The organism is Microbispora sp. NPDC046933, assembly GCF_040644635.1.
Lineage (GTDB): Bacteria > Actinomycetota > Actinomycetes > Streptosporangiales > Streptosporangiaceae > Microbispora.
Map to the genome: position 1 here is coordinate 26,508 of NZ_JBEYWW010000059.1, position 10,053 is coordinate 36,560.

General features: G+C 72.5%; 10 protein-coding genes. 5 read left to right on the forward strand and 5 right to left on the reverse strand.

What is annotated here, in order from left to right; all coding sequences use genetic code 11:
• Positions 1 to 7: 7 nt before the first annotated feature.
• On the forward strand, positions 8 to 619 hold the full coding sequence (locus tag ABZ857_RS42080) for an FMN-binding negative transcriptional regulator (RefSeq protein ID WP_357055879.1): 612 nt from the start codon (positions 8 to 10) through the stop codon (positions 617 to 619).
• A gap of 827 nt (positions 620 to 1,446) precedes the next feature.
• Here ABZ857_RS42080 and ABZ857_RS42085 read toward each other — a convergent pair.
• A complete protein-coding gene (locus ABZ857_RS42085) occupies positions 1,447 to 1,683 on the reverse strand; it encodes a hypothetical protein (protein ID WP_357055882.1) in 237 nt (78 codons plus the stop codon).
• Positions 1,684 to 1,727: 44 nt separating this feature from the next.
• Here ABZ857_RS42085 and ABZ857_RS42090 point away from each other — a divergent pair, with 44 nt between their 5' ends.
• Complete coding sequence (locus ABZ857_RS42090) at positions 1,728 to 2,822, forward strand: winged helix DNA-binding domain-containing protein (RefSeq protein ID WP_357055885.1); 1,095 nt, start codon at positions 1,728 to 1,730, stop codon at positions 2,820 to 2,822.
• Positions 2,823 to 2,925: 103 nt separating this feature from the next.
• Here the strand turns inward: ABZ857_RS42090 and ABZ857_RS42095 are convergent, their stop codons facing one another.
• Positions 2,926 to 3,666, reverse strand: a complete 741-nt coding sequence (locus ABZ857_RS42095; RefSeq protein ID WP_357055888.1) for an ABC transporter permease — start codon at positions 3,664 to 3,666, stop codon at positions 2,926 to 2,928.
• Positions 3,667 to 3,757: 91 nt separating this feature from the next.
• Positions 3,758 to 4,513 (reverse strand): ATP-binding cassette domain-containing protein, encoded by a 756-nt coding sequence (locus ABZ857_RS42100; RefSeq protein ID WP_357055891.1) that lies wholly within the window; start codon positions 4,511 to 4,513, stop codon positions 3,758 to 3,760.
• A gap of 163 nt (positions 4,514 to 4,676) precedes the next feature.
• Here ABZ857_RS42100 and ABZ857_RS42105 point away from each other — a divergent pair, with 163 nt between their 5' ends.
• From ABZ857_RS42105 to ABZ857_RS42115, 3 genes are all read left to right on the forward strand, one after another.
• Positions 4,677 to 5,855, forward strand: coding sequence for a histidine kinase (locus ABZ857_RS42105; protein WP_357055894.1), 1,179 nt, complete (start codon positions 4,677 to 4,679; stop codon positions 5,853 to 5,855).
• On the forward strand, positions 5,830 to 6,477 hold the full coding sequence (locus ABZ857_RS42110; RefSeq protein ID WP_357055897.1) for a response regulator transcription factor: 648 nt from the start codon (positions 5,830 to 5,832) through the stop codon (positions 6,475 to 6,477). Before ABZ857_RS42105 ends, ABZ857_RS42110 begins: the two co-directional genes overlap by 26 nt.
• An 84-nt stretch (positions 6,478 to 6,561) precedes the next feature.
• On the forward strand, positions 6,562 to 8,055 hold the full coding sequence (locus ABZ857_RS42115) for an ATP-binding protein (RefSeq protein ID WP_357055900.1): 1,494 nt from the start codon (positions 6,562 to 6,564) through the stop codon (positions 8,053 to 8,055).
• Positions 8,056 to 8,201: 146 nt separating this feature from the next.
• On the opposite strand, the gene ABZ857_RS42120 is transcribed toward ABZ857_RS42115, so the two are convergent.
• Both ABZ857_RS42120 and ABZ857_RS42125 read right to left on the reverse strand, forming a co-directional pair.
• The gene (locus ABZ857_RS42120) at positions 8,202 to 9,464 is read right to left on the reverse strand and encodes a sigma-70 family RNA polymerase sigma factor (protein ID WP_357055903.1); all 1,263 of its coding nucleotides are present in this window, start codon (positions 9,462 to 9,464) and stop codon (positions 8,202 to 8,204) included.
• Positions 9,461 to 9,859 (reverse strand): YciI family protein, encoded by a 399-nt coding sequence (locus tag ABZ857_RS42125; RefSeq protein ID WP_357055906.1) that lies wholly within the window; start codon positions 9,857 to 9,859, stop codon positions 9,461 to 9,463. The genes ABZ857_RS42120 and ABZ857_RS42125 overlap by 4 nt, the downstream gene beginning before the upstream one ends.
• Between the last annotated feature and the right edge of the window lie 194 nt (positions 9,860 to 10,053).

Consider the following 10,053-nt stretch of genomic DNA (forward strand, 5'->3'; position numbering starts at 1 on the left):
TGAGGGTGTGCTGATCCATCCCTGGGACTCCGCCGCGGACGAGGAGGCGCTGGCCTTCGTCCGCGCGAACGAGTTCGGCCACCTCATCGCGTCCGGACGAGACCGCGATGTGCCGGTGGTCGTGCCGACGCAGTTCCTCCTCGCCGACGAGTCCACGATCCTGCTGCACCTCGCCCGGCCGAACCCGATCTGGTCGGCGATCGAGGAGAACCCCGCCGTGGTCATGGCCGTGGCCGGCGACTGGGCGTACGTCGAGGGGGCGTGGAAGGCGCTGCCCGGCACCGACGAGGATCCCCGGCTCGGCATCCCTACGACGTACTACGCGGCCGTCCAGATGGTCTGTCACGCGGAGATCGTCGACGACCGCGACGGGAAGCTCGGCATTCTGCGCGCCCAGCTCGCCCGCCTGGACCACGATCTCGCCGACCCCGCCGAGCACCACCGGAGCCTGCCGGGCATCCGCGGCCTCCGGCTGGCCGTTCAGAAGGTCAACGGCAAGTTCAAGTACGGCGGCAACGTGGACGAGGACCACCGCCGGTACGTCGCGGAACGCCTCGCGGAGCGGGGCGGGCCCGGCGACCGTGCCGCGCGCGACCACCTCCTGCGCCGGCTCGGCTGACCCCCGGAGGAACCGCGTGCGCGGTGCCGTCACAGGACCGTGCGGATTGGCGCATCCCCTTGCCGGCAAGATCGGCATTCCCCATGGCCGCGCCGAGTCGATTCCTCGGCGCACACCCCTCGTCGGCCAAGGAACGAGGCATGCCGAACCCAGCACTCAACGAGCGAGAACTGGCCTTTCTGCGAACACTTCGCCGAGGTCACCGGGTTCGAGGGACTCGTACCCAGCTCCCAACTGGCCGGCAGGGACGTGCGGCACGGCGACGTCCTGACAGCGGAGATCGTTCGCGTCGACGTCACCCGACGACGGATCGAACTCGCCCTCCCCGCGAGGCCGGCATGAGAGGCCGCCGCGGGAGCCACGGCGCCACTGAGGCTGACCGGGAGGTGGCCGCATTCCTCGCAGCCATGGCACTCGTCGAAATCCGATACCTGGCCGGAAAGGTCCGACGCGAAAAGGAGGGGGTCTCACCGGCCGCTGTTCTCGACCGCATCAGGTTCCTGGCCGACCTCTGCCACAACATGCCGGGGATCGCCAGGCCGTCCTCTCGGCAGGACTCCCGTACGAACCCGCGTACGAGCAGCCGGGAACGCGCGATGGCCGAACGACCCATGAGCTGGACGTGGAACACCGCCGGCGCGGAAGGGCGCACATGGATCCTGGAGCAACTCGATCAGGCCGGATTTCGCTGGACGCCCCGCCTCCGCTTCCGACTCCCCGTAAGGGCCCGCCACGCCTCGGTCTGCGGCAGCGATTGGGCGTGCCGGAGCGCTGGCCCGTACGAACCCCTGCCGGGCGCCCGCCGCTTCCCCGGCAAGCACGTGTTCTCAAGGCGCTGGACGCCGACGCCATGCGGCCGCCCGCCCGGCGACGTGCTTGAGGCTGCCGCTCACCCACTCGTTGCGTCCCGTGATCTCCGGATGTCCCGGCTGCTCGATCCGCCAGGTGTGCCGGAACGGACGCTTCGGCGGGATCCGCTTCACCGTGCCGATGACCTGGCCCCTGACCGTCGTGCACGACGTGGTGGCGCTCTCCGTCCACCTCCCGGGCGAACGAGTGCGCACCGGGGGGTACGCGACTTGTCGTACCCGAGGTGTAGAAGTGTGGCGTGGTTGCTGAGACGACCTGGGCGCAGGTGCTCGCCTGGAGGCTGAGACGGCAGTTCGTCGAGCCCGCGAGCGGCGGTGACGCGGTGGCGATCGCCCGGCGGCTGTGCGGCGTGCAGGCGCAGGTCGCCTCGTCGGCGGCGCTGGCCGTGGCCGTACGGCACGCGAACCCGCGTCCGGGAGAGATCGAGGACGCCCTGTGGCGTGACCGCACGCTGGTCAAGACCTGGACGATGCGCAGCACGCTCCACCTCCTCCCGGCCGACGAGTTCCCGGCCTACCGCGCCGCCCTCGGGTCGCTCCGGTTCTGGGAGAGGGCCTCCTGGCAGCGCGGCCACGGGGTGTCGGCCCGGGAGATCGAGGCCGTCGTGGACGCCGTTCCGCGCGCGTTGTCCGGCCGGGTGCTGACCCGGGAGGAACTGGTCGAGGCGGTCATCGAGGTGACCGGGGACGCCCACCTGAAAGAGGCCCTCGCGTCCGGCTGGGGCGCGCTGCTCAAGCCGCTCAGCTTCCTGGGTGAGCTGTGCTACGGCCCGCCGCGCGACGGCAGGGTCACCTTCACCACGCCCGCCGACTGGCTTCCGGGTGGTCGGGGAGAGGCGCTCTCGCCGGAGGAAGGGGGAGTGCGGGTGCTCCGCGCGTTCCTCGGCGCCCATGGCCCGGCCACCCCCCGGATGTTCGACGCCTGGCTGTTCCGCGGCGTCACGCCGAAGGCCGTCCTGCGCGGCTGGTTCGGGGAGCTGGAGCGTGAGCTCGCGCAGGTCGAGGTGGAGGGCATGCCCGCCGTGCTGCCTGCGGAGCTTCTGGACGACCTGCTGGCGTGCCCGCCGTCCGATGAGGTGCATCTGCTGCCCGGCTTCGACCAGTTCATCCTGGCCGCGCCGCGTGACCTGGAGTCGCTCCTGCCGAAGGCCGTGCGGCCGAAGGTGAGCCGGACGGCCGGGTGGATCTCGCCCGTGGTGATCTACCGGGGCCGGGTGACGGGCGTCTGGGAGGTCAAGGAGGGGCGTCCGGTCGTCGAGCTCTTCGAACCGGTGCCGGAGCGCCTCCTCGCCGCGGAGGTCGATCGCATCGCCACGATCCTCGACCGGCTGTAGAGGCGCCATCACCCGCGGCGGCGGCGGGCCGTTGCGCGTACCTCGCCGGTTCGGCCTGTGCGGGCGCATGAGCCGGTGGGCCCGCCGTCGAGGACGCGGCCGGTCAGGTCGGCTCCTTGCGGAGTACGCGGACCAGGCCGGCGGCCATGGGAAGGACGATCCAGAAGGCGACCGACGCCGCGAGCCGGGCGCCCTCGCTCCAGGTCATCTCGCCGCTCACGAGGGAAGCGCCGGTGGTGTTGAGGTCGAGCCACTCGGCGAGAGTCGCGCCGACGGAGCCGAGACTGCCGACGACGGACCACAGGAGCGGAGTCGACAGGTGGATCACGATCGCGGCGGGCGCGTTGAGGAGCAGCGCGCCGAGGGCGAGGCCGGCCGCGGCCACCAGGACGTTCGCCCCGGTCCAGCCGAGCAGCCAGAGCGGCTGGAACTCCCAGGTGGCGGGCAGGTTCCGGACCCCGGCCACGACGGCCGTGACCGGCACCGCGACCAGCATGGCGAACAGGGACAGCGCCACCGCCGCGAGCAGGGGCGGCAGGCATTTGGCGGCGAGGACGCGATGGCGGCGCGGTTCGAGCACGAAGGTGGTCAGCGCCGTGCGATGCGCCCACTCGCCGGTCACCGTCAGGATGCCGAGCACCGGGAGCAGGGTGCCGAGGGCGATCGCGGCCGTGCCCGCCAGGACCTGCAGCTTCGGCCCGACGACGGCGCCGCGCGCGACGACGGACGCGACCACCAGCCCGATCGTGATCAATGCGATGACCGTGCCGCTGCGGGTGTCGACCAGTTTGCGGGCTTCGACGATGAGCAGTCTGTGGAACGGGATCGGCGTGGCGGCGGTCATGTCGTCGTCCTTCGTGACGGGGCCCGGTGGTTCTTCGTGACGGGGGTCGGTCCGGCCCCCGCGATGTCGTTCAGGTGGTGCCCGGCGCGGGTCATGCGGCGCCCCGGCCCGCGTCGATGCCCGGAGACGCGCCGGCGCCCGGGCTCCGGTCCGTGTCCGCGGTCAATTCGAGGAAGGTCTGTTCGAGGCCGCGGCCCCGGCTCAGCTCGTCGACCGTGCCCTGGGCGAGCACGCGCCCACGGCCGATCATCACGATGTGGTCCGCCACCTGTTCCACCTCGTGCAACAGGTGCGAGCTGAGCAGCACGGCGCATCCGGCGTCGGCGAGGTCGCGCAGCAGGCGGCGCATCCAGTGGATGCCCTGAGGGTCGAGACCGTTGGCGGGCTCGTCCAGGATGAGCACCTCGGGATCGCCGAGCAGGGCGTGCGCGATGCCGAGCCGCTGCCGCATGCCGAGTGAGTAGCCGCCGACCCTGCGCCGGCTCTCCCGTTCGGTCAGCCCCACCAGGTCGAGCACCTCGCCGACCCGCGTCCTCGGCAGTCCCAGGGTCATCGCGCCGAGCGTCAGGACCTCCCTGCCGGTGCGGCCCGGATGCTGAGCCCCCGCGTCGAGCAGGATGCCGACCCGCAGGCCCGGGCAGGCCATCTCGGCGTACGGCAGACCGAGCACGGTCGCCGAACCGGAGGAGGGACGAGAGAGCCCCACCAGGATGCGCAGGGCCGTCGACTTCCCGGCGCCGTTGGGCCCGAGGAAGCCGGTGACGCTCCCGGTCCCGACGGTGAAGGTCACGTCGTCGAGCGCCTGCACCTTCCCGTAGATCTTGCTGACGTGTCTGAACTCGATCACGCCGCCCAGTCCACCGCGAGCGCGGACGTCGACGCATCGGACCGGGGTACGGAGCGTCTCGACGCGGGGCCCGGCCTTTCGCGCGCGGCCGATACCCGCGGTTGTCCACAGGTCGACCCAGGTCGCTAAAACCTGTTCGATGTGGTCCCTAAGCTGTGGGGCTGTGCACGGCCGACCGGACTACCAGCCACCCCTGGACAGGCAGGGCGTCGCACTGCGCTACCTGTGCGCCGTGGTGCCGATGCTCTTCCACGGCACGGTGCTGGCCTGGCTCGTCCTGCACGACGGCGACCGTCTCCCGCATGCGCTGATCGACACCACGCTCGGCCTGGTCGGGCTGGTCCTGATGCGGTGGCGGCGCCGGTGGCCGTGGCGGATCGCGCTGGCGACCGCCCTGCTGACCACGTTCTCGGCCACGGCGACCGGTCCCGCGCAGGTCGCGTACGTGTCCCTGGTGACCCATCGCCGATGGAGCCGGATCATCCCGGTCGCGGTCGTGTCCGTGGTGTGCCTGCTGGTCAGCGGGGCTCTGGGCGGCATCGACCAGGCCACGGTCGTCTCCTCGGTGTCGGGGCTGACGATCCTCGGCGGGCTGACCGTGTTCGGCCTCTACCTGCGCGGACGCCGCGACCTGGAGCTGTCCCTGCGTGAGCGGGCACGGGCCGCCGAGCGTGAGCAGCGTCAGCGGATCGACCAGGCGCGGCTCGCCGAGCGGGTCAAGATCGCCCAGGAGATGCACGACGTGCTCGCGCACCGGATCTCCCTGCTGGCGATGCTGGCCGGCGGCCTGGCCTACCGGACCGACCTCGGCCCGGAGCAGACACGCGAGACCGCGCTCGCCATCCAGGAGAACGCGCACCAGTCGCTCAACGAGTTGCGCTCGGTGCTGCGCACGCTCCGCGACGACGGCGCCGTGGAGGCGCCGCAGCCCGATCTGACCCATCTGGACGCGTTGTTCGGCGAGGTCCGCGCCGCCGGCCAGCGGGTCGAGGTGGACGACAGCATCGACGGCCGGGAGTCGCTGCCCGCGCCGACGGGCCGGCACGCGTACCGGATCGTGCAGGAGGCGCTGACCAACGCGCGCAAGCACGCGCCGGGCGCCAGGGTCACCGCCGAACTCGGCGGACGGCCGGGGGAGGGCCTGCGGATCCGGGTGACGAACGCCGCGCGCCCCGGCTCGGCCCCCGGCCCGGGCGGCAGGCTTGGCCTGGTGGGCCTGGCGGAGCGGACGAGGATGGCCGGCGGCACCCTCAGCCATACGATCCAGGACGGGCGATTCATCCTTGATGTCCGATTGCCATGGGAGGCTGCGGATCGTGACCCGGCTGGTGATAGTGGATGACGACGCGATGGTGCGTACCGGGTTGCGTCTCATCCTCGGCGGCGAACCCGACTTCGACATCGTCGGCGAGGCCGAGGACGGGCTGCGCGCCATGGACGTGATCCGCGACCTGCGCCCGGACGTGGTGCTGCTGGACATCCGGATGCCCAACCAGGACGGGCTGACCACCACCGAGCTGCTGCGGGCCCGGCCCGGCCCGCCGCGGATCCTCGTGCTCACCACGTTCGACGCCGACGACATGGTGCTGCGGGCTCTGCGGCTCGGCGCCGACGGCTTCCTGCTGAAGGACACTCCGCCGCCGCGGATGATCGAGGCGGTCCGTGCCGTGGCGAAGGGCGAGCCCGTGCTGTCGCCGAGCGTCGCCCGGCAGGTGATCGCCGCGGCGACCGGCGGGTCCGGGCCGGCCCTTGCGCAAGCGCGTGAGGAGCTGGCCAGGCTCACCGAGCGCGAACTCGAGGTCGCGGTCGAGGTGGCGAGCGGCAGGTCGAACGCCGAGATCGCCGAGCGGCTCCACATGAGCGTCGCCACCGTGAAGGCGAACGTCACCAGGATCTTCGCCAAGCTCGGCGCCGACAACCGCGTCCAGGTGGCGATGAAGGTGCGCGACGCCGGTCTCCTGTGAGCGTCGCCCCCTGAACGCGTCCGCGCCCGGCGTCCCGGGGATGATCACCGGCGAATCGCCGCGAAGCCTGCCACTGTGGACGGTATGGATCTGACTGACGCCGAGGATCTGGCCCGGGCGCTGCGCGACCTTCTCAACGAGGCTCATCGGAGCATCGACGAGGGCCGGGAACCCCCCGAGCTCGTGCGGCGGGTCACCGGACATCTCGGCTGCGATCTGCGGCACGTCGTGAACGTGGCCGAGAGCTTCCCCAGCTGGGAGCACGTCAACCTGCAGCGCGGCGCGGACGCCTACCTGGCGGCGCACAGCCCCGGCGCCGAATGGGTCGGCGTCAACGGCCCGCACCGTGAGCACACCGAGCTCGTCGACATGCTCGCCAGCGCCGCTCGCGGCTGGGAGCGGTTCGAGCCGGGTGCCGTCGACTACGCCACGGCCGCGGTCGGGCCCGACCAGACCACCGAGGTCGTCTCGCTCGGCCTGGTGCTGACCCGCTCTCCGGACGGCGTCCCGGTCGTGCTGAGCCTGCGCGGCCCCAACGAGCGCGGGGGGCCGTGCCGGCTCGTCGTGCTCGCCCCCGACCGGCCCAGCGCGACCGCCACCCGCGACGAGATCGAACGTCTCATGCGTGCCGACGACGTCTACCGGGGGCAGGTCCTGTCGTTCCAGTGGAGCGAGCACCGGGGCAACGACCTCGTCACCTTCCTGCCCCGGCCGGACCTCGACGCCGAGCAGGTGGTCCTGCCCGAAGGCGTGCTCGACACGATCGAACGGCACATCGTCGGCATCGCCGAGGAGGCCGACCGGCTGCGCGCGCACGGGCAGCACCTCAAGCGCGGCCTGCTGCTGCACGGCCCGCCCGGCACCGGCAAGACGCACACGGTCCGCTACCTCATGGGCCGGATGCGCGGATGCACGGTCATCGTGATGACGGGCGCCGCGATCCGCTTCGTCGCGCAGGCGGCCGGTCTCGCCCGGAGACTGCAGCCGGCGATCGTCGTGCTGGAGGACGTGGACCTGGTGGCCCGCGACCGCTCCTTCACCGAGGACGGCAACCCGCTGCTGTTCGCCCTGCTGGACGCCATGGACGGTGTGGGCGCGGACGCGGACATCACGTTCGTGCTCACCACGAACCGCGCGGACGTGCTGGAGCGGGCGCTGGCCGACCGTCCCGGCCGGGTGGACCTGGCTGTGGAGATCCCCAAGCCCGACGCGGCGGGCCGGGCCGCCCTGCTCCGCCTGTACGCGCGTGACCTGCGGCTGGAAGCCGACCTGGAGCCGGTCGTCGCGAGGACCGAGGGCGCCACCGCGTCGCTCTTCAAGGAACTGCTGCGCCGGGCCGTGCTGTCCGCGCTGCGCGGCGGCGACGGAACCCCTGTGCTCACGGACGAGCACGTCGGCCGGGCGCTGGAGGAGATGCTGGGTGAGCGCGAGGCGCTGACCAGGTCGCTGCTCGGCGCGGGCGAGCAGGGCCCGGACGACGACGAGGAGGCCGTGGGCGGCTTCCCGGGAATCGCCGGCGGAGGCTTCGCGGCCGGCTCCTACACCTCGTCGTTCCACATCGGCTTCGACGGGCCCTGACACCGCCTGCCGATGGGCGAAGGGCCGTCACGGGCGGACACGCGCCGGGCGTGCCGGGCCGCCGACGCGAGCCGGTGTCCTTCACTCGCACGCCGCCTCGCGCCGGCATCGGCTCCCCGCCGTCCCTGATCCCGCACGCCGGGCGCTCACAGGGAGGCGGCGAGGCGGGCGGCGCGCATGGTGAGGTGGTCGCGCTCGGGGACGCTGGCCGTACGGCTCGCCGCCGCGCGGTAGTCCTCGACGGCCGCCGCGAGGTCACCGGCCATCTCCAGCAGGTGCGCGCGCGCCGCGTGCAGGCGGTGGTGCCCCGCCAGCGGGCCGTCCGCCAGCGGTTCCAGCAGCGCCAGCCCGGCGGCGGGGCCGTGCACCATTGCGGCGGCGACGGCGCGGTTGAGGGAGACCATCGGGTTGGGCGACATGCGCTCAAGCAGGCCGTACAACGCGAGGATCTGCGGCCAGTCGGTCTCCTCGGCCGTCGCCGCCTCGTCGTGCACCGCGGCGATCGCCGCCTGGATCTGGTACGGCCCGGCGGCGCCCCGGCGCAGGGCGGCGGTGAGGAGCGCCGTGCCCTCGGCGATCGCCTCGCGATCCCACAGGCCGCGGTCCTGCTCCGCCAGCGGGACGGGGACGCCGCCGGGCCCGGTCCTGGCGGGCCGCCGGGCGTCGGTCAGCAGCATCAGCGCGAGCAGCCCGGCCGCCTCGCAGTCACCGTGCGGGGAACCTCGCAGCAGGCGGTGCAGCGTCCTGGCCAGCCGGATCGCCTCGCGGGACAGCTCGACCCTGTGCAGGCCGGGGCCGCCGCTGCTCGCGTACCCCTCGTTGAAGATCAGGTAGAGCACGTGCAGCACGGAGGCGAGCCGCGCGGAGCGTTCCTCCGGCTCCGGCATGCGGAACGGCACCCCCGACGCCCTGATGCGCTGCTTGGCCCGGCTGATCCGCTGCGCCATCGTCGCCTCGGGCACCATGAAGGCTCTGCCGATCTCGGCGGTGGTCAGCCCGCCGACGGCGCGCAGGGTCAGCGCGATGGCGGACGCGGGCGTCAGCGCGGGGTGACAGCTCAGGAACAGCATGACGAGCGTGTCGTCCCCGTCCGCCTCGTGCGCCCGGTCGGCGGCAGGGGAGGTCCAGTGGTCGGCGGGAGCCCGCGCCGCCACCAGTTCCTCGCGGCGGCGGCGCGCCTGCTCGCCCCGCACCTGCTCGATCATCCGCCGGTACGCGACCTGGACCAGCCAGCCCTTCGGGCTGTCCGGCACGCCCTCGGCGGGCCACTGGGCGAGGGCGTCGAGCAGCGCCTCCTGGACCGCGTCCTCGGCCGCGTCGAAGTCGCCGAACCTGCGGGTGAGCACGCCGACGACCTGCGGCGCCAGCGGGCGCAGCAGGTCGTCGACGTGCGAATGCGAGGCGTTCACAGTTCCTGCGGCGGGGCAGCCATCACCTGCCGCACCTCGATCGGCATGTTGAGCGGCTCGCCGTTCAGGCCGGGCGCGGCCGAGATGTGGCCCGCCAGCTCGTACGCGCGCTCCGGCCCCTCGCAGTCGATGATCCAGTAGCCGACCAGGAACTCCTTGGTCTCGGGGAACGGGCCGTCGGTGACGACGGGGACGCCGCCCTCGCCGGCCCGCACGATCCGCGCCTGGTCGGGCATCGCCAGTCCCTGGGCGTCCACGAACTCACCGGCCTCGACGAGCCCGCGGTTCACGTCGTGCATGAACTCGATGTGCGCCTTGATGTCCTCCGGCGACCAGGTGTCCATCGGGGCGATGCCGCTCTGCGGGCCGAACTGCATCAGCAGCATGTACTTCATGTCTCGCTCCTCCTGCCGCCCGCCCCTCGTGGGCGCGCTCACCCCTGGGTAGAAGCCGGCTCCCCGATTCTCGACATCCTTCCGGAGAAATCTCAAAAATTTCTCGCGGGCGCCGGAGGCAGGACGGAAAGACCCCGGGACCTTCACTACAGCTTGACATTGGCGTTTGGAGCGTCTTGTGTAGGATAGGTGGG

Excerpts from the sequence above, each read along its gene's own strand:
- ABZ857_RS42095 (WP_357055888.1), bottom strand. The coding sequence starts at position 3,666 with ATGACCGCCGCCACGCCGATCCCGTTCCACAGACTGCTCATCGTCGAA.
- ABZ857_RS42115 (WP_357055900.1), top strand. The coding sequence starts at position 6,562 with ATGGATCTGACTGACGCCGAGGATCTGGCCCGGGCGCTGCGCGACCTT.
- ABZ857_RS42125 (WP_357055906.1), bottom strand. The coding sequence starts at position 9,859 with ATGAAGTACATGCTGCTGATGCAGTTCGGCCCGCAGAGCGGCATCGCC.